Below are 26073 nucleotides of genomic sequence, written 5' to 3'. Positions count from 1 at the left end.
TGAAATCGCAACCTGGCGTAAAGGGAATGGGCGCGAAACCGAATTTGTCGACTCACACAGACATTTTGCACAGCACGCGCTGATTTACCTGCCATGCTGTCAATAGGAGCCACAAGCGTTGCTCGTTATCATGCCAGACATACGCGGTCGAAAGCACGCTAACCGGCTTAATTTGCCGGATGTCAGGCTCAAACTGTACTGGTGCCACGACTTCGCGTATGTTGCACCGCGACCCTTAACACTTCTGATGCTCACTATGAATGTATCCCGGCCACACCGTTCGTCAAAAAAGCGCCCGATGAAGCTCAGCACCTTATCGTCACTGATGATGGCAGCCGTGCTGATGACCGTATTACTCAGCGTCCATCTGCTTTACTACATTCAAATCGATAATTTCACACGCTCGCATGTGAAAGATAAAGCGCTGGCGGTGGCACGGACCCTGGCTGACAGCCCTGAGATTCAGCAGGCGCTGACCCGGCCTGACGGCAGCGCTATCATCCAGCCCATTGCGCAGGCAACGCGTAAACGTAACGATTTGCTGTTCGTCGTGGTAACCGATATGCGCGGCATTCGTTTTTCTCACCCGAACCCTGAAGTGGTTAATCAGCACTTCGTCGGGGACGATATCAATCCGGCGCTGCGTGGCAGGGAAAATGTCGCGGTCAATCATGGCGTACTGGTTGAAGCACTCAGAGTCTTCACGCCTGTTTTTAATCAGGCGCATCAGCAAATTGGTGTGGTGGCGATAGGGATTTCTGTTAACGATGTCGCGGCGCAGATCGCCAAAAGCCGCTGGAATATCCTCTGGACGGTACTGTTTGGTGGCCTGGTTGGCATGCTTGGCATTTTAATCTTAGTGAAACGCCTGAAGCGCATCTTACTTGGATTAGAACCTTATGAGATCTCCAGCTTGTTTGAACAGCGTCAGGCTATTCTCGATTCCATCAAAGAGGGCGTGATTGCCGTTGATGATCAATCCCGCGTCAGCCTTATCAACCAGGCCGCTCAGCAGCTGTTAAAAGAAACCACCCGCGAAGCCTTTCTGAGCGGCGACCGCGTGCCGGAAAACGCACAAATGCTGACCCACCTGCGCGAAGCATTACATGATGGCAAGGCCTCGTATGACGAAGAACTGAACGTACGGGGCAAAATACTGATCAGTAACACCGTGCCGGTGCGGAGCCGCGACAGCATTATCGGCGCGGTAAGTACCTTCAGGGATAAAACAGAAATCAGTCAGCTGATGCAGCGTCTTGATGGCATGGTAAACTATGTCGATGCACTGCGGGAACGCTCCCATGAGTTCATGAACAAACTCCATGTGATCCTTGGGCTGCTGCATATGAAAAACTATGCGCAGATGGAAGAGTACATTCTTAAAACGGCCAATAACTATCAGACAGAGATTGGCTCGCTGCTGCAGAAGATTAAGTCGCCTGTCATTGCGGGCTTCCTGCTGAGCAAAATTAACCGCGTGACCGATGAAGGCCATCAGTTGATCCTGAGCGAAGCCAGCTATCTGCCCGACAACGGCAGTGAGCAGCAAGTCGCCGCATTAATCACGGTGCTGGGGAATCTGATTGAAAACGCGCTTGAAGCGCTTGATCCGGAAGTGGAAGGGGAAATCCATGTCATGCTGCATTATCAAAACGGCTGGCTGTCATGTGAGGTCAGCGACGACGGCCCCGGGATTACTGCCGATCAGATAGCCGCTATTTTCGAACGCGGCGTCTCTACCAAAGGTGAAGATCGTGGCGTTGGACTGTTTTTACTCAAGCAACAAACGGAAAGCCTGGGCGGTAACGTCAGCGTTGAATCCGAGCCGGGCGTGTACACCCAGTTCCTGGTTCAGCTTCCGTGGGAAAGAGGAAATATTAACGAATGATCAATGTGTTAGTTGTAGACGATGATGCCATGGTGGCCGAGCTGAACCGATGCTATATCGGGCAGATTGACGGTTTTACCTGCTGTGGCACTGCGTCCACCTTACTGCAAGCCAAAGAGCGACTGTTAAAGACAGATCCGGCCGTTGATCTTATTTTGCTGGATATTTATATGCAGCAGGAAAACGGACTGGACCTGTTACCCGAGCTGCGTAGTGCAGGTCGCCCGATTGACGTCATTATCATCTCTTCTGCTGCCGATGCGGCGACGATCAAAACGTCTCTGAATTATGGTGTCGTCGATTATCTGATTAAACCGTTTCAGTTTTCGCGCTTCGAAGAAGCCCTGACCGGCTGGCGCCAGAAAAAACGATTGATGGATAATCATCAGTTTTATCAGCAAGCCGATGTCGATCAGCTGTTGCACGGTAATCAGGCCAATGCCAACGAGACAAAACGTCTGCCAAAAGGGCTGACGCCGCAGACACTGCGCACCCTCTGTTTATGGATTGATGCGCATCCCGGTACAGAGTTCTCGACCGATGAGCTGGCAACCGAGGTGAATATATCGCGCGTATCCTGTCGTAAGTATTTGATTTGGCTGGCTCAGAGCAATATTTTATTTACCAGCATCCATTATGGTGTAACGGGTCGACCGGTTTATCGCTATCGTCTGCAACCTGAGTACCACGCGCTTTTACGCCAGTACTGTCAGTGATGAAGCTGATAGCTATTATCCAGTAAGGTGAAGCTGAAGTGGCGTTGTGACGAACAAATGACCTGCTTGTCGCGCGTCACAAAGATGGCTTCAATGTCAGGAAAGGTTTTCAGATAGTCGATGCCCTTTACAACGCCCATGCCATAAATCAGCGTGGTGAAAATATCACCATCGATTGACTGGTCCGAAATAATGGTCACGCTAAGCAGTTCATTATCCAGCGGATAGCCGGTATGCCGGTCAAGAATATGGTGGTAACAGACGCCGTCCCGTTCGAAGTACCGCTCATAGATGCCGGACGTCACTACTGATTTGTTAACCACATGAATGACGCCAATCAGTGCATCCTGCGCTGCAAATGGAGTTTTCAGACCGATAGCCCATCCTTGCTGCGGCGCATCGCGTGGTGCGCCCAACGTCTGCACGTTGCCGCCAAGGTTAATCAGGGCACTGTCCACACCCTGCTGCTGCAAAAATGCCTGCACCCGATCGGCGATGTAGCCTTTGGCGATCGCGCCTAAATCAATCTCCATCCCCGCTTTTTTCAGAAAGACTGCCCGGCTGTCAGCATCAAGCTCGACGTTCTCCGGATCGGTTAAGGGCAACGTCGCCAGCAAGGTCTTCCGCGCAGGAACGCTGTCGCCCTGAAAGCCAATCTTCCAACATTTTACCAGCGGACCAATCGCCAGATTAAAACTGCTGCCTGGCAACAGGCTGACCGTTAATGCGCGCTGAATCAAATCAAAGACGGGTTGACTGACGCTCACAGGATGCAGACCTGCAGCATGGTTAACAGCCATCACTTCGGAGTGCACCCGGTTAACCGTCAGCAGATTCTCATACTGTTTAATTAACCTGAAAGCCTGAGCGGCAAGCTTTTCGTTATGATCAAACAGCTTAAGCAGAATGGGCGATCCCATCAGGACGGCAGAATAAGCATAAACTTGCGAATCGGTTTGCATAAGCGACACGGCCCTGAATGAAATAAAACCGGCATCTGCGTGCTGGCAGATGCCGGATGTCACGGCTTAACGTTTGGCAAAAGCCGCTGCGTTTGCGCCGGCCAGAATACCGAAGATGATGATATCCGCAACGGCGTTACCGCCGATACGGTTTGCGCCGTGAATACCGCCGACGACTTCACCGCACGCCCAGGCACCGTTGATGGCCTGTTTTTCACTGTCAAGCACCGCCGTGGTGGTATCGATGGTGACACCGCCCATCGTATGGTGAACGCCAGGGGCGATACGAATGGCATGGAAAGGCCCTTCATTCAACGGATGGCGCAGCGCCGTCTGTCGGTCAAAATCGACGTCTTTCTGTTGCACAACAAACCCGTTGTAGCGTTGCAATGTGTCTTCCAGCGTCTGATGCTCCATATTCAGTTTCACTGCCAGTTCACCGACGGTGGGAGCACTGATGACAAAACCTTTGGCAATATACTCATCAGCCGCTTTGTTATTCATACGGACCTGCTCGTCAAACACAATCCAGGCGCTTTTCTCTGGCAGCGCAATAATCTGTGCCGAGACTTTATCGCGGGTTTCCATTTCATTACAGAAACGCTGTCCCGCCTGGCTGACCAGAATGGCCCCACCGCCACGAATGGACTCGGAAACCAGATAGGACGTTGTCTGTTCAACCGTTGGGTGAATCTGAATTTCACCCATGTCCACGGTATCTGCGCCAATTTTTTGCAACATTGCGATGCCCGCGCCGGTGGCACCTTTATGGTTAGTGGTAACAAAACCATCCAGCTCAGGACGGTATTTGACCACCATTTCCCGGTTAGCGCTGAAACCGCCTGTTGCTACGATGACACTTTTCGCATTGAGGATGCGGCTGTCATTGTATTCGTCCACCACTTTCACACCGCTGACCGCCCCATTTTCAAACAGGATTTCCTCTACGGCAGTTTCCAGCAACACATCGATGTTGCGGTTATTAATATTTTTCACCAGTCCACTGATCAGGAAGCCCCCTACCGCTGAGCGGTCGGCAGGACGGTGTGTACGGTCAATACTCATGCCACCGGTGATGGTAATGTCATTCAGTTCAATACCGTGATCAGCCAGCCAGTCAATCGCCTCGGGCGCCAAATCCACAAATTCGCGCAACAGGGTTGGGTTATTTTTAAATTTGCCGCCCTTGAGGGTTTCTTCATAAAACAGTTCTTTACTGTCTTCAATCCCTTTTAGTTTCTGAAAGCGCGTTTCTGCCGCGTTCATTCCGACAGACGCTTTAATGGTGTTGCCACCGATAGTGGGCATTTTTTCAATGACAACCACTTTGGCGCCTTCATCATGAGCCTGAATAGCCGCAGCCAGCCCGGCACCACCACTTCCCACGACCACGACATCATACTGCTGCGGCGCGTTCGGATTGCCGCCCTCCTCAATCACATGGGCTTTATTGGATGTGGTCATCGCACGTGAAACCGCTTTTTTCAGCGCCTCACTCTGCGTTGTCGCACCGGTGATAGCATCCACGTGCGGGCTGTTAGCCACCAAAATACGATTACGCAGGCTTTCAAACGTGGTGGTGAAGTCGACGTCGAGCGTATCGTCCGGCACCAGAGAAATATCCGTAATACGGTCGGTATCCAGCGTGACGTTGATTTTCAGCTTCAGCGCCTCGGCCTCCACTTTCTCCTGATAAACCCCGGCTTTGTATTTACGTCCGGTTTCGCTCATGTCACGAATCATCGCGTCAACCAGCGAGAAGCGCCACAGCGGCTCAGGGATCAGTAACGCTTCACGTTTGTTACTGTCGATATAGAGTTCGAGGTGCTCATTATTGATGATGCGGTCTGTCCAGTCTGGATAAGCGATACAGGCTTTCCCGATCGCAACCAGGTCGTAGCCTTTTTCCAGCGCTTTCTCTGCATCTTCTTTGTTTATCACGCCGCCAACACCAATCACCGGCACTTTTGCCAGGGTTGCGGAGCGCATGGCGACGAACTTTTCAATGAGCGGCGTCGGATCGCGGGTATCTACGATTGACGGGCGCATGAGCTGTCCAACGGAAAAGTGAACATAATCCAGCCCGCGTGCCGCCAGCTTTTCCAGTAAGTACAGGGTATCCTCAAAGCGGATACCCGGAACTTCAATTTCTTCAGGGGAAAAGCGATAGCCGATAATAAATCCGTTATGCGCAAATCGCGCGGCCATTTTATGGGTGATTTCCAGGACTTCTAAGGGAAACCGGGCACGGTTATCGCGGCTGCCGCCCCACTTATCCTCGCGTTGGTTTGAATTGGGGGAGTAAAACTGCTGAATCAGATAGGTATTTGCACCATGGATTTCCACACCATCAAAACCGGCTTTGATGGCGCGGTTAACGGCATCACCAAACTTGGTGATCATGGTTTCGACTTCCTCAGCCGTTAACGCACGTGGTGTCGTTGCGCCTTCCCGCGGTGCGGCAATCGCGCTTGGAGCAACAGGCGTTTTACCGCCTATTAGCTCAGGCTCAACCATGCGACCACCATGATAGATCTGTAAAATCGCCGTCGATCCTTCTTGCTTGATGGCGTCAGCGATTCTCTTTAAACCCGGTATTTTGTTATCACTGTCGATGGCAATGGCACCTGGAAACGCGGGGCCATGCGGATCGATAAAGCAGCATTCAACAATGACCGTTCCGATACTGCCAGCACGGGCACGATAATATTCAACCAGTTCACTGGTGACGGTTCCGTCATAAAATCCCGTACAGGTTGTCATCGGTGCCATTATCAGGCGATTTTTTAAAACCGCGCCCCGCGGCAAAGTAATGGGATTGAGAATGGGGGTGAGTGTATTCATTGCGATTAACTCCAAAATTTCAAAAGCTGGGAATTTTTTGCGGACGCTATTTTATTAATAATTAAGTGGTCCGATGTCATGACACTAATATACCAATTATTTTAGTTTCATAAGCTATAATTTTAATTATTTAACTTTTAAATATTTCTGCATGGCTATTTGCGAAAAACGAAATCGTAATGTATATTTATTGTTAACCAATAGTTAACTAAAATCAATTGAAAGCATAAAATTAAAAATAACCAATAAAAACAACAGATTAAAAAGGTATTTTTGTTGGCCATCATTCAAAAAACCGCCAAAAAACTTTATTAATTAATATATTTAATCTATTTATACGTTATAAAAAATATGATTGTTAAAAATTAAAAATATAATTTAACTTACTTGATCTGGATCAATATTTTATTTGGAATAAATCGCATCATATCGACATGACCTCTTAAAGTTTCTGCATCGCACTCGTAGAAACGCTTAAAAAATATAAAGCATCACGGTTTATTCGCATAAACAAGAATAAAAAGGCAAGTATTGATGAATAGCCGGGACGCAGATCGAATTATCCTTAACACGTAGAAAAATACTATGAAAACACTCTCAAACGTCAAAGAGCCCCCAAAAGCAGCCCCTGCAGCTGCGGGCAAAAATAAAGCGCTGATGTTAATTCTACCGATTGTGGTAGCCGTGCTTTTATTACTTGTTCCCGTGCCATCAGGTCTTGAGCCTTATGCATGGCACTTCTTTGCTATCTTCGTTGGCGTTATCGTCGGGCTGATTTTTGAACCGTTACCCGGCGCAGTAATTGGCCTGACCGGGGTGGTCGTCATTGCCCTGTTCAGTCAGTTTCTGCTTTTTAGCCCGGCAGAGCTGGCCAATCCCAAATTTAAGCTGGCCACCGAGTCATTCAAATGGGCGGTGAGTGGCTTTGGTAACTCAACGGTGTGGCTGATTTTCGGCGCATTTATGTTTGCCGCCGGCTATGACAAAACCCAGTTTGGTCGCCGTCTGGCACTGATTCTGGTGAAATACCTGGGCCGCCGGAGTTTAACCCTGGGCTATGCCATTACCTTCGCTGACTTACTGCTGGCCCCTTTCACCCCGTCTAATACGGCGCGCAGTGGCGGCACCATTTATCCCATCATAGCTAACCTGCCACCGCTGTATGGTTCAAAACCCAATGATCCCAGTGCGCGTAAAATTGGATCTTATCTGATGTGGGTTGCCATCACTGCCGCCTGTATCACCAGCTCTATGTTTCTGTCTGCTCTGGCTCCCAACCTGCTCGCCCTTGCGTTAGTCAAAAGCGTTATTGGTTTTGATATTTCATGGGGAATGTGGTTCCTTGCCTTTCTGCCACTGGGTCTGCTGCTGATTCTGACAATGCCGCTGCTGGCGTACTGGTTCTACCCGCCGGAAGTGAAAGTGAATGATGAAGTGCCTCGCTGGGCCATCGCTGAGCTGGAAAAACTGGGTAAGCTAACCCGCAATGAAATTCTGTTACTGGTGTTTGTGGTCTGTGCGCTGCTGATGTGGATTTTTGCCACCGCATGGATCGAACCGGCGATGGCAGCCCTGCTGGTCATTATCCTGATGCTGTGGACCGGCGTTCTCAACTGGAATGACATCACCAGCAATAAAGCCGCCTGGAACACCTTTGCCTGGTTTGCCACGCTGGTTGCCCTGGCTGATGGTTTAGCCCGTGTAGGCTTTATCGCCTGGCTGGGCAAAGAAGGGGGAATGTTGCTGCAAGGGTACGACCCACAAATATCCGCTGTGGTACTGCTGATTGCCTTCTTCCTCTTGCACTATCTGTTTGCCAGTACCACCGCGCACACTACCGCGTTGCTGCCTGCCATGTTGACCATTGCGGCCTCAATTCCAGGTATCAATATGCCGGTGTTCTGCCTGATGCTGTGTACTTCGCTGGGTGTCATGGGCATCATCACACCTTACGGTACTGGCCCAAGCCCCATTTATTACGGCAGCGGCTACTTACCAACGAAGGATTACTGGCGGTTGGGTACCATCTTTGGCGCTATCTTCCTGATTGCTATGATGCTAATCGCCTATCCCTGGATGGTGTGGATGTTCTGATGGTGCCAAATGCAATTCGACGCGTCATAAGATAACATGCCAACACTTGCCAGCCTGTGTTAAAGGCTGGCAAGCATAATAAACAACTCATTCGCCTTTGATGTTGCTCCTGTCAGCCTGCCTTAATGGAGCCAGCACGTCATTAAGTGAGATACTATGTCGAACAAACCTTTTTTTTATCAGAACCCCTTTCCTCTTACCCACGAGGACACCGAATACTATCTGCTCAGCCCTGATTATGTTTCCGTTGCTGAGTTTGACGGCCAGTCCATCTTAAAAGTGGACCCACAGGCATTGACCCTGTTGGCACAACAGGCATTTCATGATGCCTCTTTTATGTTGCGCCCCGCCCACCAGCAGCAGGTTGCGTCAATTCTGGCCGATCCTGAAGCCAGCAATAACGATAAGTACGTTGCGCTGCAGTTTTTACGCAATTCAGAGATTGCGGCTAAAGGTGTATTGCCCACCTGTCAGGACACGGGCACGGCCATCATTATGGGGAAAAAAGGCCAGCGAGTCTGGACCGGCGGGGGTGATGAGGCGGCGCTGTCACAAGGTATCTACAATACCTATATCGAAGATAACCTGCGTTACTCGCAAAACGCCGCGCTGGATATGTACAAAGAAGTGAATACCGGCACCAACCTTCCGGCGCAGATTGACCTGTACAGCGTGGACGGTGATGAATACAAATTCCTTTGTATTGCCAAAGGCGGCGGTTCCGCAAACAAAACGTATTTGTATCAGGAAACCAAAGCGCTGCTCAGCCCGGGCAAGTTGAAAAATTATCTGGTTGATAAAATGCGCACGCTGGGTACGGCGGCTTGTCCTCCTTACCATATCGCCTTTGTGATAGGTGGAACCTCTGCCGAAAGTACGCTGAAAACCGTAAAGCTGGCCTCGACCCATTACTACGATGGCTTGCCAACAGAAGGTAACGAGCATGGTCAGGCGTTCCGTGATGTTCAGCTTGAGCAGGAGTTACTGGAAGCGGCGCAGCAGCTTGGGCTGGGAGCACAGTTTGGCGGCAAATATTTTGCGCATGACATCCGCGTAGTCCGCTTGCCTCGCCACGGCGCATCCTGCCCCATTGGCATGGGTGTTTCATGTTCCGCCGACCGCAATATCAAAGCAAAAATCAACCGCGACGGTATCTGGATTGAAAAACTGGAAGCCAATCCGGGACGCTTTATCCCTGAAGCATTGCGCAAGCAGGGTGAAGGCGAAGTGGTTCATATCGACCTGAACCGTCCAATGAATGAAATCCTTGCTCAGCTTTCGGAATACCCGGTTTCAACGCGTTTGTCTCTGACCGGCACCATTATTGTTGCCCGCGACATTGCACATGCCAAATTAAAAGAACGTATTGATAACGGTGAAGGGCTGCCGCAGTACATTAAAGATCACCCGGTCTATTATGCTGGCCCGGCAAAAACACCGGAAGGCTATGCGTCGGGTTCACTGGGCCCGACCACCGCAGGCCGTATGGATTCCTATGTCGATCTTCTGCAGGCCAATGGCGGCAGCAAAGTCATGCTGGCAAAAGGCAACCGTAGCCAGCAGGTCACCGATGCCTGTCATAAACATGGCGGTTTCTATCTTGGCAGTATTGGTGGACCCGCTGCCGTTCTGGCGCAACAGAGCATCAAGAGTCTGGAGTGCGTGGAGTATGCAGAGCTGGGAATGGAAGCCATCTGGAAAATTGAGGTAGAGAATTTCCCGGCCTTCATTCTGGTTGATGACAAAGGAAATGACTTCTTCCAGCATATTGAACGTGAACACTGCTCGCGCTGTGTGAAATAAACTTACGCAGTCAGCAATACGAAACGGCCCCTGTTACGGGGCCGTTTTTTTTAATCGCGCTGCAGGCGATGCATTGCGTCGCTTATTCTTTCATCACCTTCGGTCAGCTCGATAATTTTGTGTGAAATTTGCGGTGTTTCGACCAGCGCCACCAGCGTGGCGGCTACGTCCTCGCGCGGGACCGACCCGTAAGGGATAGCTAAATCTGCACGTACCCTGCCCGTGCCCGCAACATCGGTTAACGTACCGGGCCGAAGAATAACCCAGTCAAGCGCGCTTTCAACTAAACGCACATCGGCAAGTCGCTTCACGCGCATATAGTTCTCGAATCTCTCGGAGGTTTTTTCACCACGACCGGCATCCGGGAAGGCCGAAACCAGCATAAAGCGCTTCACATGGGCTTTTTCTGCTGCGTCAACGGCGAGAGCCAGGCCCTCACCATCAATGGCATTAGTCAGTTCAATGCCCGCGCCACCCGCGCCCGCGCTAAAAATCACCACTTCATGATGTGCCATTTTTTGCGCCAGTTGATCCACAGTCAGTTGCTGAATGTCGCCAGCCACAGGAACAGCACCCGCTAACTTAAGTGCTTCGGCCTGCTCGGGTTTGCGATGCAGTGCAGAAACCGCATGTTGCTTAGCACTGAGCTGCTTCGTCAGATGAAAGCCGACTTTGCCAGCTGCGCCAATAATAAAACATGTCGTCATCATTCTGCTCCTTATCTCACATCAGTCAGACAATCAGTATATACATAAGCAAAACGATAATGAGCGCCGGATAAGGCGCTCTGTAAGGCGTTATGACGGAATGATTTTCTCTTGCTTAAGCTTATCGAAAAGCTGAATAAACGCGTCCAGAGTACTCCGGTAGCCGGTGAAGCCCGCTTTGCGACTTTTGCTCATGTCAGTAAAGGCTTCCATTGGGCGGCCCAGATCGGCATCGGTGTGCCACCAGGAAGCCAGTCGGGTAATATCTTTCTCACGCAGGTTCTCGCGCTGGGCAAGTTCCTGCCATACACTGGCGGCCTCCTGCATGCGCCCGTCAAGCGGCATCATCTTCGCCGGATAATCTGCGGCCTCTACACCAAAATACTCAGCCAGTTTTGGCCACATCCAGTTCCAGCGGAAAACGTCACCATTCACCGCGTTAAAATCCTGGTTAGCGGCAGCGGGGCTGGTCGCGGCCCACGCGAGTTGCTCCGCCAGAAGGCCAGCGTCGGTCATGTCAACCACGCCATTCCACTGCTCAGGCGAGCCAGGGAAGATAAATGGCCAGCCTTTCTCTTTACACAACGTCGCATAGACGGCGAGGGTTTGCCCCATGTTCATGGCATTCCCCAGCGCATAACCAATGATGGTGTGCGGACGATGTACGCTCCAGCGATAGCCATACTTTTCTGCGCCAGCAAAGACTTCGTCTTCTTGCGCATAATAGAAATTGTCTACCGGCTGACGGCCTTGTTCTTCACGGAAAGGTGTTACCGGAACAGCTCCTTTTCCGTAAGCTTCAAATGGCCCCAGATAGTGCTTAAGGCCCGTCACCAGCGCCACATGGGCACCCTGCAGACGTTCGCCGAGTGCTTCGATAACGTTGCGAATCATGCCGCCATTAACACGAATATTCTCTTTTTCCGTATCCTGTCGTGCCCACACGCTGAAGAAAACCGCATCGGGTTTGATCGCTTTTAGTGCCGCCCGTACGGCTTCAGGATCGGTGAGATCGGCCGTTAAGCTGCTGCAGCCTTCGGGCACTGCGCCGCGGCCGCGCGACAGTCCGCTGACCTGCCAGCCCTCATTGTGTAGTCTTTCAGCTAACGCCCGACCGATCACGCCACTAATGCCGACAATCAAAGCCTGTTTTTGCATGTTAATTCTCCTCGTTTTACGTAATGCTAAGGGTAATAGAGAATTTCATTCCCATTTCGGGTAATAATTCACACCATTATCAACCTGAGTTCATCAATCATGCACGATCAACGTTTGAAGGACATTGTCCCTTTTGTGGCCAGCGTAGAAAGCGGAAGTTTTACCGCTGCCGCTGCGCGTTTACATGTTACCGGCTCAGCCGTAAGCAAAAGCGTCAGCCGGCTGGAGACGCGTCTGGGATCGCGCCTGCTTGAACGCACAACCCGTAAACTGCAACTGACCGATGCGGGCAGCGCCTATTACCAGACCTGCTTACGTATTATGGAAGAGCTGGCTGAAGCGGAAGCCGTACTGGCAGCGCAACGTATTATTCCTTCTGGACGTCTGCGGCTTGCGGTACCTCATACTTATGGTCGACTGAATGTGATGCCGTTGCTGATTCCGTTTTGTCAGCAACATCCTGAACTTGAGTTGAGAATGCGTTTTTCGGATCGCTTCACCGATCTGTTTGATGAAGGGATTGATGTTGCGGTCAGAATTGGAGGATCAGACGATTTGCCTGCCTCAATGGGTTGTCGTCACATAGGACGTGAACGAATGGTGTTTTGTGCTTCGCCTGACTGGCTGGCGCGCGAAGGGCGGCCGCAAAGCGAACAGGCGCTGATGCAGCATCGGGCGATCCTGTATGAACGTGCCGATAATACGCCAAAGCCGTGGTTGTTTACCGGCAAAGACGGGCATACCTACTGGCGCGACGTGCCCTTTCGCATGGCGCTGGCTGATGTGGATGCACAACTTCAGGCAGTCATTGCCGGGTTGGGCGTCGCGCAAATGCCATCGTGGCTGGTGGAGAGCGCCGTCGCCCGCGGTGAACTGGAAATCGTATTACCGCAACTGCAACCTGATGGTCTGCCGCTGAGTGTCATTTGGCCACGACGTAAACAGCTCCTGCCCAAAGTGGATGTGTTATTAACGGCATTAACCCAGTTGACCATTCGTTGATCCTGTCAGGACACGATGTCTCCGTTGCCACATTGCCAGGCGGGTTTATGCCGGCCCTTTCAGAAATGGACAAAACACGTTATCTCATCATTTTTCAGTCTTTTCTGGCGTTTCCAGTGGTGTTCATTACCGAGTGGCGCTAAATTACGGGATAGCAGACCGCTCAGACAAAAGGACAAACGCGATATGGCATGGGAAGGATTGAGCGGTACAGGTAGCAGAGGCAGTGAACGCTTTTCCGATCCCCACAGGTTATTCCTGGCTGTGAACGGTTGAGTTTATGCTGACGCTGCTCTGTCGCCTGATGATACTGGCTGGAATGGCGCTCACGCTGGCGGGATGCGCTCGCTCAGATGCGTTGTGGGCGGTGACGGACAACCTTTGCATGGTGAACTATCAGTACACCGGCCATCCCTCCCCTTGCCAGCAAGTTTATATTCCAAAAGGAAAACAGCAGGGTTTCACCCTGATTCAAAACCCACGCTATCCCTATCATTTCATTCTGGTTCCCACGATTCCGATGTCCGGTATTGAAAGCCCGTTGCTGTCGGTGCGTAACCGACCAGACTATTTTGGCTACGCCTGGCTGATGCGTTATCAGTTAACGTCGGTTTACGGCAGGCCGGTGCCCGAAGACAGGCTCGGGATGGCGATCAATTCAGCCTGGGGCCGCAGCCAGAATCAATTGCACATTCATCTTACCTGCCTGCGAGAAGATGTTTACAGGCAGTTGAAGGCCGAGCGTCCCTATATTCAGGATGCGTGGCATCCCCTGCCCGATAAGCTGCTTACTCATACCTACTACGCCCGTCGTGTGCTGCAACCCACAGCCATGGGCATTTACCCCATTGCCTCTGTTGCCAGCCACTTTCGCCTGTCGCCTCCTATGCTGGCGGAATATGGAATCGCCTTGGTGCCAACGACCTTCTGGGGTGAAAAAGGCTTTATCCTGCTGGCAACCCGCCGCGGCTGGGATAAGGGCAACAGAGCATCAGTTGAGTCTTTGCTGGACAAGGAATGCCGTATTCTGCGCGGTCTTGTTTTGCCGCCCGCGGTCAGCGTCAGTCCATCATCGGGTCGCACTGACGATTTCCCCAAACCTTAACCGGGCTTTCATCTTAACGACGGCGTAAATCCTCAAGAGGCACAATCCTGCCGCAGGCGCTCAGCACTTATCCGGGAAGTCGTTAGAACAAATTGCATAAAAAGTGAATTTTTTCATTTTGTAACTTTAACGTTATGTTACTTCGTGTTTTTGCTGCCATGATTCACCAGGTTACTTATTGAAATGTGTTGGTCACTCAACCCTTACTATTGCTACAGGGAAAATCACATGTCACAACGGTCACTTCAGGCACTGTGTCTGATGAGTTTTTTTCTGGCCGACGTCAGAGACGGTCTGGGGCCCTTTTTAGGCATTTTTTTGACAGAGCGCCACTGGAGCCCGGATGAAATAGGCCTGGTGATGACGTCGGGCGGCATCGCCGGACTTCTGTCAACCTTACCCGCTGGCGTGGTGGCGGATGCGACGCGGTATAAACGACTTGTCATACTGGTCGGATGCATCGTGATTACCGTTGCCACTTTATTGCTCTGGTACAGCGATCAGTCCTGGACAGCGATCATTTCACAAATCGTTGCTGGTATTGCTGCCGCCTTTATTGGCCCAACCGTAGCAGGAATAACGCTGGGTTTGACCGGACAAAAGGGATTTAACCACCAGATGGGCCGCAATGAGGCCTACAACCATGCAGGAAACACGCTGGCGGCTGTCCTGGCAGGATTTGCAGCCTGGAAATGGGGGCTGGGGGCGGTATTTATTTTAATGATGATCATGGCCGTCTTTGCAGCTATCGCGACGATGGCGATCCGGGGGCAGGATATCAATCATGAGGTGGCGCGCGGATTAGAAGATAATCAGTCGCACAAGCCTACTCTGAGCCTGTGGATACTGGCACGTAAACCGGCACTGTTGATTACCGGCCTGACTTTATTGCTGTTTCATCTGGCCAACGCCGCCCTGCTGCCCATGCTGAGTATGCGCGTTGCTTCCTCTACCGGACCACATGCGGTTGACCCCGGCTTATACGCTGCGGCGACCGTGGTGATTTCCCAACTGGTCATGATCCCGGTAGCGATTTATGTCTCACGACGCGTGGATAAAATTGGCTATCGCCATTTAATTATGACCGCCCTGTTAATGATGCCGCTTCGTGCGCTTATTGCGGCAGAGTTTCCAGAGACGTTATTTGTGATCCCTGTGCAAATCCTCGATGGTATTGCGGCCGGCATCCTCGGCGTTGCCGTCCCGGGTTATATTGTGTCGCTGCTGCGTGGAAGCGGGCACGTTAATGCCGGTCAGAGCGTGGTGATGCTGATGCAAGGCGTTGGCGCATCAATGAGCCCGGCGATGACCGGACTGATCGTGGCGCGCTATTCCTACAGCATTGCCTTTAGCGCATTAGGTTGCATCGCCCTGGTGGCGTTACTGCTGTGGTGGAGCAGCGGACGAACACCAGCTGCAGAACCAGCATAAATCAAATCGATCTGCCAGCACCTGTGCTGGCAGATCGATGAACCCCTACCAAGGATGTTATCCGCGACTCACCGTGCTTCTGTGACAGCATTGATGTGCATAAAAAGGCATTTACGCCGCCCAAAACATCTCAATATGTAAACAAAAGTAAAAAATAATGTATGGCTATCTCTTTTATAAGACAGTCTTTTTTGCTGATTACTTGCAAAAAATTACATTCATGTACTATGTTTTCTCGCTGCGGTTAAGAACGCTCTATCATTAATGTAACTGGCCTCTTATAGCTTTCACTTCCTTTTTTTCCGTTAACCTCGCTGACTGGCTGCGAAAGCTATAGGTCGTCTTCATTTAAGTAGTATGAGGAAAATATGGATACCAATCGTTCATCGTCACCCAGGCCTAAAAAACATTTCTGGAATAAAAAACCAAAAAAGCTCACGTTCGATGACATCACCGTTATCGATAACGGAATGTTGAAACGTGCTGTCGGTGCAGCCGCATTAGGCAATGCCATGGAGTGGTTTGACTTCGGTGTTTACAGCTATCTGGCTGTCATTATCGGCAAAGTTTTCTTCCCCGATGCCAATACGGCCATCCAGTTAATCGCTACGTTTGGTACCTTTGCCGCAGCCTTTTTGGTGCGACCGCTGGGCGGTATGGTATTCGGTCCCCTGGGCGACCGCATCGGGCGCCAGAAAGTGCTGGCGATAACCATGATAATGATGTCGATAGGCACGTTCTGCATCGGCATCATCCCGTCCTATGCCTCAATCGGTATCATGGCGCCAATCCTTCTGCTGGTTGCAAGACTTGTTCAGGGATTTTCTACAGGAGGAGAATATGGCGGTGCAGCAACCTTTATCGCTGAATATTCAACTGATAAACGCCGCGGTTTCATGGGCAGCTTCCTGGAGTTCGGGACCTTAGGCGGTTATCTGCTGGGTGCCTGCCTGGTGACGGTTATGACGACCGTTATCTCGCCTGAAGCCATGATGTCATGGGGCTGGCGCGTGCCCTTCTTTATCGCCGCACCACTGGGTTTGTTCGGCCTGTATGTCCGTCTGAAGCTCGAAGAAACACCGGCCTTCAAGCAACACATGCAAAAACAGGAGGAGCTGGAGCAAAGTAAACCCCGTCTGACGCTCCTCAAGATGTTAAGCAAGCACCGCGTGCCAATGATGAAGTGTATTGGGCTGGTCCTGTTGTTTAACGTTTCAAACTATATGCTGACCTCATACATGCCCAGCTACCTTACTGGCGTACTGGGTTTACCCGAACTCAGCGGACTGCTGCTGGTGATGGTGGTGATGTTTGTCATGATGCCGCTGACGCTCATGTGGGGCCGCTGGACCGATCGCATTGGTCGTCGTCCTGTGATTGGTTTTGGTGCGGTAGGACTGATCCTGCTCGCGATTCCAAGCTTTATGTTGATCGGTACACATAACATGTGGGCCGTTTTTGCCGGGCTGCTAATATTGGGCATATTACATACCTGCTTTAGTGGCACCATGCCTTCAACGCTCCCTGCGCTCTTTACCACTGATATTCGTTACAGTGCTCTGGCGATTGGCTTTAATCTTTCGGTCTCGCTGTTTGGTGGTACCACACCTTTACTGACCGCATGGCTGGTTGATACGACGCAGAACACCATGATGCCCGCCTATTACATGATGGTCGCAGGCGTTATTGGGTTGCTGACGATTCTGACGGTTCGGGAAACGGCCCGTAAACCATTAAGTGGCTCTTCTCCCGCCGTGGCAAGTGAAGCCGAAGCCCATAGCCTGATCAGTAAACTGGATAAAAAGCCTGACCCCGGTCAGCCAGCGTCAGCTGACGCGAAATAAGCTGTCGATCTCGATAAAAACACCCTGTCCGCAGGGTGTTTTTTTTTATGCGCTACTTACAGACTCAGTCATTGCCAAAGCGGGCCACCGTGCTGGCCGCACCAAGAGAATGGCCTTTAAGTTTGTTCAGTAGCTGATCCTGTGTTAATCCGGCTTCAAGCACCGACGGCGCCAGATCGGTAGCGATAAGCACGAAATTATAATGATGCATACCTGAGCCCACAGGTGGGCAAGGTCCGTAATAATGCGCAGTGCCTGGTGAGTTTTTCCCTCCGGTGTACCCCTTTCCTTGCGTCAGTTCACCCTGGGCAAAAGCGGTACGATCGGCGGCAATGTTATAGGCCACCATATGGGTTACACCCAATCCTTTAGCGCCGACAGGATCGGTCATCACTAAAGCAAAGCTTTTGGTGCCTGCCGGTATTTCAGACCAGTTAAGTTCAGGCGATACGTTATCACCGGTACAGGCGGCGTTACTTTTATTGGCACCCGCAAACTTTTTGTCTAACAGACCATTATCACTGAAGTCTTTTGATTGCAGCGTCAAAGCAAAAGCCGAAGGACATAAAAGGATTAACAACAGATAGGAAAGTTTATTCACCTGATACTCCTGTGTTATCGAGACCTGAGGGGCGACGATATGTTAGCCCCGCGTTGAAACAGTATATGTCTCAAAATCGGCCCCGTAATAGTAACAGGCACTCAGGGAACAGAGGGCTAGCGAACGTTAAAACCTGTCATTCGCCAGACAACCTCGGCACTGAGGATCGGCCTGCGAGCAGGGATAAAGCCGCGTTAAACGGCAACGTTTCAGGGTGAAATCGCCAGTGATGGCCAGCAGGCAGGCAACAACACCCCAGCTAAGCTGCCATTTTTTTATTTACACAAAAGGCCGGATACTTGATCTGAGTCACAAAATTCCGCATGATCTGTACCAGACAACGAAACAGACGGCGGGGCTAAAATGACACTTTATCAACATATGTTGGTCTTCTACGGCGTTGTTGCCTCGGTAGCGGCATTAATTACCTTCTTTATCGCCAAAGATAAACTCAGCATAAAATTACTGAGTGCTCTTTTGGTCGGCGCAACCTGGCCTATGAGCTTCCCCGTCGCGCTGATGTTTGCATTATTTTAGTCATCTTAATTTTTAAGCCTTTCCAGGGCCCATTCACCTCTTGCGCTTCGCCCTTATCACGCTGAGGTGCACTCCCCGACCCATTTTGCGTGAAGTTGCACAGCGCTAAATCTGCAGGCTTTACAGCCACACTAAATCGCCTTTTACTGACCTCCGGCGCCTCAACGCAACGACTCACAGGTTACAGCACTTGTGGACGGATCGTTGCCGCGCGTCATGCCTGATTATTTCGGGTTTTCAGACCACGCCAGGTTTGATGACGCGATGCCAAAGGGACATACCGTAGGGTATCCGGTTAAGGACGATAAACCGTGAAAAAAAAGCACAGTACACCGACGCCTCACGATGCCACCTTTCGCCAGTTTCTGACGCAGCCAGAGATTGCACGAGATTTTATCGAACTGCATCTTCCTGCGGGATTACGTGCGATTTGCGACCTCAGTTCATTAAAGCTTGAATCGGGATCGTTCATTGAAGACGACCTGCGTCAGTATTTCAGCGATGTGCTATATCGCATGAAAACAACGACCGGCGGAGAGGGTTATATCCATGTGCTCATTGAGCATCAGTCCACCCCGGACAAACATATGGCCTTCAGATTGTTACGCTATGCGGTGGCGGCAATGCAGCGCCATCTGGCCGCCGGGCATAAAAAACTGCCGCTGGTCATTCCGATACTTTTTTATGCAGGGAAGCGCAGCCCCTATCCCTATTCCACCCGATGGCTGGATGGATTTGAATATCCAGAGCTGGCGGGAAAATTCTACAGCAGGGAATTTCCATTAGTGGATGTCACGGTAATACCGGATGACGAGATTATGCACCATCGCAGCATGGCCGCACTCACGTTGCTACAGAAGCATATACACCGGCGTGATATCGCGGCACTGACCGATCGCCTGGTCACGCTCTTAATGGCGAATCATCTTTCTTCACCACAGGTAACCACACTGGTACACTATTTAGTTCAGGCAGGTGAGTCAGCGGACTCCGAAGCCTTTGTTCGCGAACTGGCACAACGCGTGCCGCAGCACGGAGATGCGCTAATGACCATTGCCCAACAGCTTGAGCAGAAAGGTATTGAGAAAGGCCTTGAGCAAGGCGTGCAGATTGGCAGGAACGAAGGCAAGCGTGAAGTCGCCCGTAGCCTGCTCAACATGGGCATGCCACATGACGCTATTAGGGAAGCAACGGGTCTGAGTGAAGACGCGCTGGCCCAGCTATGCCAGGGGTCAACAGGGCTGTAAGACGGTCTGTCAGTCAGGGCCGATTGTCTTAACCTGGGCAGCCAGGCTGTCACCTAAATACATCTTCCGTTTCGCTTTTAAATACTCCTTCGCTGCAACCCTCAGGCTCGCTCGCGCCTTGTATTATCCTCTGGATCGTTTTGTTGCTGCTTAGCCAGCGTCCGCGCAAGAAGGGTTGAATACAATGGCGTTCCTCCGAAGTATTGTGCGGACAAGGTAGCGCCAAGGCAGGTAATAATCATGGGCAGGATCAGTTGGTAATTATTGGTCATCTCCAGCACCAAAATAATGCCGGTCAGCGGAGCACGTACCGAGGCCGCAAATAACGCCCCCATGCCCGCTACCGCAAAGGTTGCGGCTTCAAGGTGATATTCTGGGAACATCGCGACACAGAGTTGACCCACGCTGATGCCAAGTAACGTACCAAGCGTCAGCATGGGCGCAAAGATACCGCCGGGCGCTCCGGACGCAAAACACAATAAGGTGGTTAAGGCTCGCAATAAAAACAGGCAAAGTAATGCCGTTGATGTGTAATGACCCGCTGAAAAATCAGGGATAAGCGTAATACCGCCAGTGACGGCCTGAGGCAGGATTAACCCCAGCAAACCGCACAATCCCCCCAACACCGCGCCACCCAGCACCCAACGTGACGTCTGGCCCTTATGTAGCTTTTGAAACAGATCCTGAAGCGTAAATATCAGGCGATTAAAGGCAACACCGCAGCCACCAAACAAAATCCCCAACAGTAAATATAACCAGAGGGTTTGTATCGGCGCATCTTTCAGCTGTCCGATATCAATAATGGGCTCGTTACCGTTCAGTGTGCGAAAAACGATACTTGATGTAATCACGCCAACAAACACGGCTTTGATGGATATCAGGCTAAAACGAAACTGCAGGCGCATTTCTTCGATGATGAACAGAATGCCAGCCAGTGGCGCATTGAAGGCAGCGGCCAGCCCAGAGGCGGCACCGGTCGCCAGAATAGTATGGCGCGATTCAGACGAACGCATGCGAAAAATATCCAGACACATGCGGCCGATATTCCCACCGATCTGCACCGTCGGCCCTTCACGTCCCAGCACCATTCCCGACCCTAAAGCGCCCAAACCACCCACAAATTTAACCGGTAGAACCCGCCACCAGCGTACCGGTCGCAGTTCTTCCAGCGCCCCTTCGATCTCGGGAATGCCTGAACCTCCCGCTTCAGGGGCAAAGCGTCTGACGAGAAAATACCCTATCGCCGCCAGGACGGCAGAGAAAATAAAGGCGCACAATCCCAGTAATATGCCCTGATTCTCGAATTGGCTAAGCCAGTTGAGGCGGGAATGAATGACCCAGCTCACCGCTTTATCAAATGCCACGGCCGTTAATCCCGTCAGTACCCCCACCAGCGCGGCCAGCAGCAGCAATGCAATCGGCGTTTTGTCACGCCGTATAAGATATTGCAACAACCGCAACCGACGGGGACGGAAGATTCCGGGTCGATTTGAAACAAAAGCGCGCATGCCTGACCTCAAAATTAGCGTGCTAAACAGCACCAACAATGCAAATTAAATCCAGAGGTTATCGCATCTCCGCCATAATTCCTCGCTTTTATTTATTTCCGAATTTTAGTAAATCAGCAAACCCACTACGGCAAAATGAATGATGAGCCGCAATGGCAACCTGTGCATAGATTTCAGATGTCGTCTGGCAATTTTACCGGCAACCCATTGATTTGCGCCTTCAGGACGCTCATCATCCTGCGCCATCATCCATTCTTCTGGAGAGACGTGTGTGACCACTCTTAGTAATACATTGCTGGAAGCCGTTCTGGATCAGGTTCGTCCATTGGTTCATCAAGGTAAGGTGGCCAACTATATTCCGGCACTGGCTGACGTCGCAGCGGATAACCTGGGTATAGCAGTGTGTTTGCGTGATGGCACTGTTTTTCAGGCAGGCGATGCTGAAACACGTTTTTCGATCCAGTCAATTTCCAAAGTGCTCTCTTTGAGCGTTGCTCTGACACGCTATGACGATGCCGAGATATGGCAACGTGTGGGTAAGGAACCGTCCGGCCAACCTTTTAATTCACTGGTTCAACTTGAGCTGGAGCAGGGAAAGCCGCGCAACCCCTTTATCAACGCTGGGGCACTGGTGATCTGCGATTTGCTGGAGACACGGCTGACTGCGCCTCGCCAGCGCATGCTTGAGATCATCCGTCAACTCAGTCAGCAACCCGATATTCAGTATGATCGCCATGTCGCCCGCTCAGAATATGAACACTCTGCCCGCAATGCGGCGATCGCCTGGCTGATGAAGTCGTTTGGGAATTTTAATAACGACGTCACCAGCGTGATGCAGACCTACTTCCACTATTGCTCGCTGTCTATGAACTGTATTGAACTGGCTCGCAGTTTTATTTATTTGGCTAACCAGGGAAAAACGCTGGAGGGTTCAGCCTTGATCACCTCCCGTCAGGCCCGACAAATCAATGCACTGATGATCACCAGTGGTATGTATGACGGAGCAGGCGAATTTGCCTGGCGGGTGGGAATGCCGGCTAAATCAGGCGTAGGAGGTGGCATCATTGCCGTGATCCCCGGTGAAATGAGTATCGCTGTCTGGTCACCGGGGTTAGACAATGCAGGTAATTCATTAGCCGGCACTGCCGCGCTGGAGTGCCTGACCGATAAACTGGGACGCTCGATTTTCTGACTTAGCTTACTACATTGACAGGACGGTTCTGTTCGAAGCCAGCCAGATTGACCATGATGCCCTGTAGCAGGTTATGCATACCGCTATGACTCGCCCAGGCAACATGCGGCGTCAGGATCAGATTCGGGATATCGGGCTGGAGTAAGGGATGATCCGCTGCAGGCGGTTCACTGGTAAGCACATCCAGTGCAGCACCGGCAAGCGTACCATTCCGTAGCGCCTCCGCCAGATGGGCTTCATGAATTAAACCGCCTCGCGCAGTATTGATCAGTAGCGCCTGGGGTTTCATTTTGCTCAGCGTATCACGATCGATCAGTTGCCGGGTTTGCTCACTCAAAGGGCAGTGCAATGAAATGATATCGCTGGAGGCCAGCATCTCATCAAAGCTTACATAGCCGTCGCGTACCTTGCTGCTGCCCTTGCGTTCAGCATAAACAACTCGCATTCCCAGCGCCTGTGCCAGCCTGCCTACAGCGGTGCCAATATCGCCCTTACCCACGATACCCAACGTCGCGCCAGCGATATCTTGTATCGGCGTCTGGTGCAGGCAAAAATGAGAGGATTCAGGCCATAAATGACGCGTGCTGTTAGCGTATTCCACTATCTGGCGTCGCAGGGCAAAAATGAACGCGATCACGCCCTCGGAAACACTTTGCGTTGAATAGCCCGGAATGTTGCTGACCACAATACCGCGTTCTTTGCAGGCCGCGATATCAATACAGTCATAGCCGGTTGCCGTCACACAGATGTAGCGTAGCTCAGGCAGCGCTGCCAGCGTTGCTGCGCGCAAGGGTACCTTATTAGTAATGGCAATGGTCGCGCCCTTGAGCGCCATAACAATCTCGTCCTCTGCCGTGTCATGACGAAATTGCCAGTCACTACACCAGGTGGGTTGCGGTGGGGGTACGGGCAACGTGCCGCCATCCAGCGTTACAATTTTCATTAAGTCCCTCTCAAATAACAACAACACAGATTAATAATGTTATTTAAATGTACGACATGAGTAACAAGAAAGTTAAACTCAAAGCTAATTAAGGTGAAGGTGTTCAAAAGGTGCTAATTTTTTTGTCTTAAGTGCCATTTTTTTTAACCCTTTTATCTACGCCGCGTTACACTGCCGCCCTTAAATTGTAAATAACTGTCCTCGTTTTGATGATGAAATCCACCCGCTATAAACGACAACGCCTGAGCGCCTGTATTGCGATACTGGCCGTACTGCTGTTGTTTATTGCACCGGTAGTATCTAAAAATCTTGTTGAACACCATGATGCCATGGTCATGTCGGGCATGAGTGCGGATATGCCGATGATGGATCATCACAGCGACAGGGCGATGGCCGATCACAGCATGATGATGGATGATGGCGTCGCCTGCGGTTATTGTGATCTGTTGGTGCATGTCCCGTTAATGTTGTGGGTGTTTATTCCCTTCATCTGGCTAATGTGCCTTATCAGCCGCGCCCCTCCGCCGCAACACATTGTACACCTTGCGTTGCCACGCCTGAAGGGGAGTTATCGGCCTCGCGCGCCCCCGTTGTCCCGATTGTTTATCTCCTTTATGTGATCTTTTTTTCACGCCAGCGTGCGGGAAGAAAACCCCGGTATTCTGAAAATAGGGAATAGCTATGACCTTTTCACGGGAAAACAATCCACCTCCTCGCGGGGCGGTACTGACTGTACTTCGTCGTCTACATTTTTATATTGGCCTGTTTATTGCGCCATTTATTTTTATTGCCGCATTAACCGGCACCTTGTATGTCATAACGCCGCAATTAGAGAACTTTATTTATAAAGACGCATTAACCACTGACGCGCAGGCGCAGGGCCATGCCAAACCCCTTTCTGCGCAAATTAATGCGGCACGACATTATGCGGGTAATTTACGGATCTATGCCGTTCGTCCTGCCCCTGGCGCACAGGATACAACACGTGTGCAATTCTCAGATCCGCAGTTAGGCCCTTCAGAATCGCGTTCGATTTTTATCGATCCTTATACGCTTGGTGTGAAAGGCGATATGACGGTTTATGGCACCAGCGGCGTGTTGCCACTGCGCATGTGGCTCGATCAGGTTCATCGCGGCTTGCTGCTGGGTGATATCGGCCGTAATTACAGTGAGCTGGCGGCGTCGTGGTTATGGGTAGCGGCATTGGGCGGCATCGTATTGTGGCTGGGCACACGTCCCCGTCGTAAGGTCAAAAAGACAGGGGCTGGTTTTGCTTTAACGCGTTCCTGGCACGTCACACTTGGCTTAGTGCTGTCGCTGGGTCTGGTGTTTTTCTCCGTAACGGGATTAACCTGGTCACAATGGGCTGGCAATAATATCGATAAAATGCGTAGCGACTTTGGCTGGTTGACGCCTCAGGTCAGAACCGCGTTAAACGGTGATGCGCCAGCGGTGCCTGCCGATCCTCACGCCGACCACCATGCCACGATGGACGGTATGACGATGAGCGGCGCTATGCCAGCCATGTCAGATCACCAGGCCCGCACTCCCGCCATCCTTAATCAGCCCGACGCTGACTGGGACAGGGTTGAGGCCGCCGCACGCAGCGCAGGCCTGGAGGCGGCAAAAATTGAATTACGTCAACCGAAAAGTGGAGGTCAGGCATGGACGGTGAGTGAGATTGACCGCCGCTGGCCGAGCCATGTCGATTCGGTTTCTGTTAATCCTGATAACTTTAGCATTGTCGACCACGTAGAGTTTGCCCATTTCCCTCTGGTCGCCAAACTGACGCGCTGGGGCGTGGATGCGCACATGGGCGTGTTGTTTGGGCTACCCAATCAACTCATCCTGGTGCTGTTTGGCGCGGGCTTGTGTGCGATGATCGTACTGGGCTATCGCATGTGGTGGATTCGCCGTCCGGCATTACCGCAGGTTAATCCCGTGCAAACCCTGCTGTCGGCATGGCTGGTTTTACCGCGCTATCTTCAGGGCGCAAGCCTGATGCTTGCCCTGGTATTAGGTTATGCGTTGCCGCTGATGGGATTGAGTTTACTGGCCTTCGCCCTGCTCGACATCCAGCGCTGGCGAAAAGCACATCGCGCCACACGTCAGGATACTGTCACACCGCTGGACAAACAGTCCCCGCTGGCGATTGTGCAATCCCGTTTTGCCGTTAAGCGTAAAGAGATGCGTTATTTTCTGCGCAGTGTCGTCATTCTGGCGATAATAGTGGGAACGGTCATGGCGCGAGCCATGGTGAGTGGCGTCATTGAACAATACAACATCCCTTTCAGCGACTGGACGCTAATGATGTATATCACTCAGGCCATGATGATTTTGCTTTATACCACGGTATTCACCGGCTTGATGTCTATTCCACTCTGGTATTTCTTCCTGGGTGAAAGCGACGAGCAGGGCAAATAAATACGACGCCCGCCTGGTGCGGGCGTTTTATTGATCATAACGATATACCGGGTGTTTTCAGGCCACG

The 26073-nt window shown here is 51.4% G+C and carries 21 protein-coding genes; 13 read left to right on the top strand and 8 right to left on the bottom strand.

Going from position 1 to position 26073, the window contains the following annotated elements:
• Positions 1-247 precede the first annotated feature (247 nt).
• Positions 248-1888 (top strand): sensor histidine kinase, encoded by a 1641-nt coding sequence (locus A6A26_RS00945; protein WP_074180957.1) that lies wholly within the window; start codon positions 248-250, stop codon positions 1886-1888.
• Positions 1885-2604, top strand: a complete 720-nt coding sequence (dcuR, locus tag A6A26_RS00940; RefSeq protein WP_063877047.1) for a two-component system response regulator DcuR — start codon at positions 1885-1887, stop codon at positions 2602-2604. The genes A6A26_RS00945 and dcuR overlap by 4 nt, the downstream gene beginning before the upstream one ends.
• Here the strand turns inward: dcuR and A6A26_RS00935 are convergent.
• A complete protein-coding gene (locus A6A26_RS00935) occupies positions 2598-3566 on the bottom strand; it encodes an FAD:protein FMN transferase (protein ID WP_063877046.1) in 969 nt (322 codons plus the stop codon). The two genes, dcuR and A6A26_RS00935, sit on opposite strands and share 7 nt — an antisense overlap.
• Positions 3567-3632: 66 nt before the next feature.
• The gene (locus A6A26_RS00930; RefSeq protein ID WP_063877045.1) at positions 3633-6410 is read right to left on the bottom strand and encodes a flavocytochrome c; all 2778 of its coding nucleotides are present in this window, start codon (positions 6408-6410) and stop codon (positions 3633-3635) included.
• 585 nt (positions 6411-6995) lie between these two features.
• Here A6A26_RS00930 and A6A26_RS00925 point away from each other — a divergent pair.
• Positions 6996-8504, top strand: coding sequence for a DASS family sodium-coupled anion symporter (locus tag A6A26_RS00925; RefSeq protein ID WP_063877044.1), 1509 nt, complete (start codon positions 6996-6998; stop codon positions 8502-8504).
• 156 nt (positions 8505-8660) lie between these two features.
• Entirely contained in the window at positions 8661-10307 is a 1647-nt protein-coding gene (gene fumA / locus A6A26_RS00920) for a class I fumarate hydratase FumA (RefSeq protein WP_063877043.1), read from the top strand.
• 50 nt (positions 10308-10357) lie between these two features.
• Here the strand turns inward: fumA and A6A26_RS00915 are convergent, their stop codons facing one another.
• On the bottom strand, positions 10358-11014 hold the full coding sequence (locus A6A26_RS00915) for an SDR family oxidoreductase (RefSeq protein ID WP_063877042.1): 657 nt from the start codon (positions 11012-11014) through the stop codon (positions 10358-10360).
• Between the two features lie 90 nt (positions 11015-11104).
• The gene (locus tag A6A26_RS00910; protein ID WP_063877041.1) at positions 11105-12172 is read right to left on the bottom strand and encodes an SDR family oxidoreductase; all 1068 of its coding nucleotides are present in this window, start codon (positions 12170-12172) and stop codon (positions 11105-11107) included.
• A gap of 99 nt (positions 12173-12271) precedes the next feature.
• Between A6A26_RS00910 and A6A26_RS00905 the strand changes: the two genes are divergently transcribed.
• From A6A26_RS00905 to proP, 4 genes are all read left to right on the top strand, one after another.
• On the top strand, positions 12272-13174 hold the full coding sequence (locus tag A6A26_RS00905; RefSeq protein ID WP_063877040.1) for a LysR family transcriptional regulator: 903 nt from the start codon (positions 12272-12274) through the stop codon (positions 13172-13174).
• A 280-nt stretch (positions 13175-13454) separates the two neighbouring features.
• On the top strand, positions 13455-14279 hold the full coding sequence (locus tag A6A26_RS00900; protein WP_063877039.1) for a CDP-diacylglycerol diphosphatase: 825 nt from the start codon (positions 13455-13457) through the stop codon (positions 14277-14279).
• 228 nt (positions 14280-14507) lie between these two features.
• A complete protein-coding gene (locus A6A26_RS00895; protein WP_063877038.1) occupies positions 14508-15710 on the top strand; it encodes an MFS transporter in 1203 nt (400 codons plus the stop codon).
• A gap of 368 nt (positions 15711-16078) precedes the next feature.
• Positions 16079-17554 carry a glycine betaine/L-proline transporter ProP gene (gene proP / locus A6A26_RS00890; protein ID WP_063877037.1) on the top strand — a complete coding sequence of 492 codons (1476 nt, stop codon included), beginning with the start codon at positions 16079-16081 and terminating at the stop codon, positions 17552-17554.
• Positions 17555-17618: 64 nt separating this feature from the next.
• On the opposite strand, the gene A6A26_RS00885 is transcribed toward proP, so the two are convergent.
• A complete protein-coding gene (locus A6A26_RS00885; RefSeq protein ID WP_063877036.1) occupies positions 17619-18155 on the bottom strand; it encodes a YbhB/YbcL family Raf kinase inhibitor-like protein in 537 nt (178 codons plus the stop codon).
• Between the two features lie 363 nt (positions 18156-18518).
• Between A6A26_RS00885 and A6A26_RS24475 the strand changes: the two genes are divergently transcribed.
• Together A6A26_RS24475 and A6A26_RS00880 are read left to right on the top strand one after the other, a co-directional pair.
• Positions 18519-18692: a GhoT/OrtT family toxin gene (locus tag A6A26_RS24475; RefSeq protein ID WP_074180956.1), complete on the top strand. Its 174-nt coding sequence runs from the start codon at positions 18519-18521 to the stop codon at positions 18690-18692.
• A gap of 311 nt (positions 18693-19003) precedes the next feature.
• Complete coding sequence (locus tag A6A26_RS00880; RefSeq protein ID WP_063877035.1) at positions 19004-19939, top strand: Rpn family recombination-promoting nuclease/putative transposase; 936 nt, start codon at positions 19004-19006, stop codon at positions 19937-19939.
• 101 nt (positions 19940-20040) lie between these two features.
• Here A6A26_RS00880 and clcA read toward each other — a convergent pair whose 3' ends face one another.
• Together clcA and A6A26_RS25290 are read right to left on the bottom strand one after the other, a co-directional pair.
• The gene (clcA, locus tag A6A26_RS00875) at positions 20041-21459 is read right to left on the bottom strand and encodes a H(+)/Cl(-) exchange transporter ClcA (RefSeq protein ID WP_063877099.1); all 1419 of its coding nucleotides are present in this window, start codon (positions 21457-21459) and stop codon (positions 20041-20043) included.
• 93 nt (positions 21460-21552) lie between these two features.
• On the bottom strand, positions 21553-21696 hold the full coding sequence (locus tag A6A26_RS25290) for a hypothetical protein (protein ID WP_156506613.1): 144 nt from the start codon (positions 21694-21696) through the stop codon (positions 21553-21555).
• A 22-nt stretch (positions 21697-21718) separates the two neighbouring features.
• Here A6A26_RS25290 and glsB point away from each other — a divergent pair, with 22 nt between their 5' ends.
• Positions 21719-22639: a glutaminase B gene (glsB, locus tag A6A26_RS00870; protein WP_063877034.1), complete on the top strand. Its 921-nt coding sequence runs from the start codon at positions 21719-21721 to the stop codon at positions 22637-22639.
• A gap of 1 nt (position 22640) precedes the next feature.
• On the opposite strand, the gene A6A26_RS00865 is transcribed toward glsB, so the two are convergent.
• Positions 22641-23582 carry a D-2-hydroxyacid dehydrogenase gene (locus A6A26_RS00865; RefSeq protein ID WP_063877033.1) on the bottom strand — a complete coding sequence of 314 codons (942 nt, stop codon included), beginning with the start codon at positions 23580-23582 and terminating at the stop codon, positions 22641-22643.
• A gap of 209 nt (positions 23583-23791) precedes the next feature.
• Here A6A26_RS00865 and A6A26_RS00860 point away from each other — a divergent pair, with 209 nt between their 5' ends.
• Positions 23792-24202: a DUF2946 domain-containing protein gene (locus tag A6A26_RS00860; RefSeq protein WP_063877032.1), complete on the top strand. Its 411-nt coding sequence runs from the start codon at positions 23792-23794 to the stop codon at positions 24200-24202.
• 61 nt (positions 24203-24263) lie between these two features.
• Positions 24264-26006 carry a DUF2534 family protein gene (locus tag A6A26_RS00855; RefSeq protein ID WP_063877031.1) on the top strand — a complete coding sequence of 581 codons (1743 nt, stop codon included), beginning with the start codon at positions 24264-24266 and terminating at the stop codon, positions 26004-26006.
• Positions 26007-26073: the final 67 nt, after the last annotated feature.

The sequence above is a fragment of the Pantoea sp. OXWO6B1 genome (assembly GCF_001641135.1).
GTDB classification, from domain to species: Bacteria; Pseudomonadota; Gammaproteobacteria; order Enterobacterales; family Enterobacteriaceae; genus Pantoea; species Pantoea allii.
Note: the sequence above shows the minus strand (reverse complement) of the source record. Positions and strands in the feature narration are given on the sequence as shown.

Bases quoted from the DNA above. Each gene is read 5' to 3' on its own strand.
- proP (WP_063877037.1), top strand. From the start codon at position 16,079: ATGGATACCAATCGTTCATCGTCACCCAGGCCTAAAAAACATTTCTGG.
- A6A26_RS00855 (WP_063877031.1), top strand. From the start codon at position 24,264: ATGACCTTTTCACGGGAAAACAATCCACCTCCTCGCGGGGCGGTACTG.
- A6A26_RS25290 (WP_156506613.1), bottom strand. From the start codon at position 21,696: ATGATGGCGCAGGATGATGAGCGTCCTGAAGGCGCAAATCAATGGGTT.
- A6A26_RS00895 (WP_063877038.1), top strand. From the start codon at position 14,508: ATGTCACAACGGTCACTTCAGGCACTGTGTCTGATGAGTTTTTTTCTG.
- A6A26_RS00860 (WP_063877032.1), top strand. From the start codon at position 23,792: ATGATGAAATCCACCCGCTATAAACGACAACGCCTGAGCGCCTGTATT.
- fumA (WP_063877043.1), top strand. From the start codon at position 8,661: ATGTCGAACAAACCTTTTTTTTATCAGAACCCCTTTCCTCTTACCCAC.
- A6A26_RS00925 (WP_063877044.1), top strand. From the start codon at position 6,996: ATGAAAACACTCTCAAACGTCAAAGAGCCCCCAAAAGCAGCCCCTGCA.
- A6A26_RS00915 (WP_063877042.1), bottom strand. From the start codon at position 11,014: ATGACGACATGTTTTATTATTGGCGCAGCTGGCAAAGTCGGCTTTCAT.
- dcuR (WP_063877047.1), top strand. From the start codon at position 1,885: ATGATCAATGTGTTAGTTGTAGACGATGATGCCATGGTGGCCGAGCTG.
- A6A26_RS00945 (WP_074180957.1), top strand. From the start codon at position 248: ATGCTCACTATGAATGTATCCCGGCCACACCGTTCGTCAAAAAAGCGC.
- A6A26_RS24475 (WP_074180956.1), top strand. From the start codon at position 18,519: ATGACACTTTATCAACATATGTTGGTCTTCTACGGCGTTGTTGCCTCG.
- A6A26_RS00935 (WP_063877046.1), bottom strand. From the start codon at position 3,566: ATGCAAACCGATTCGCAAGTTTATGCTTATTCTGCCGTCCTGATGGGA.
- A6A26_RS00900 (WP_063877039.1), top strand. From the start codon at position 13,455: ATGCTGACGCTGCTCTGTCGCCTGATGATACTGGCTGGAATGGCGCTC.
- A6A26_RS00905 (WP_063877040.1), top strand. From the start codon at position 12,272: ATGCACGATCAACGTTTGAAGGACATTGTCCCTTTTGTGGCCAGCGTA.
- A6A26_RS00910 (WP_063877041.1), bottom strand. From the start codon at position 12,172: ATGCAAAAACAGGCTTTGATTGTCGGCATTAGTGGCGTGATCGGTCGG.
- A6A26_RS00930 (WP_063877045.1), bottom strand. From the start codon at position 6,410: ATGAATACACTCACCCCCATTCTCAATCCCATTACTTTGCCGCGGGGC.
- A6A26_RS00865 (WP_063877033.1), bottom strand. From the start codon at position 23,582: ATGAAAATTGTAACGCTGGATGGCGGCACGTTGCCCGTACCCCCACCG.